General features: G+C 27.7%; 1 protein-coding gene. It reads left to right on the forward strand.

Translation table 11 applies throughout. The features are described from left to right. Window positions 1–115: 115 nt before the first annotated feature. Window positions 116–298, forward strand: a complete 183-nt coding sequence (locus ACX6CF_RS26850) for a BlaI/MecI/CopY family transcriptional regulator (protein WP_458788438.1) — start codon at window positions 116–118, stop codon at window positions 296–298. The last annotated feature ends 12 nt before the right edge of the window (window positions 299–310 follow it).

The raw sequence follows: 310 nt of genomic DNA on the forward strand, positions 1-310 counted from the left end.
CGACAATTACAGAAGAAATAAGTCTTGTCAGGGTTAGTCTTAAAATAAGAGGGTTAAATCCTTCTTTTATAGGATTTATAATGCACCCAATGAAAATGATTGAAAATTTCATGATATGTACTATCCTCTATTGTCAAAAGAAGAATGTGTTAAAGAAGCAACTGATAAATTTATCAATAAAGTATACAAAGGTTCGATAGGTCTTTTGGTATCTAATTTTGTGAAGAATAATAAGCTGACACAGAATGATATAGATGTATTGAAAGATTTACTAAATGAAAATGAAACCAAAAAATAAAACTCATCAACT

It is taken from the genome of Vallitalea sediminicola (assembly GCF_054408565.1).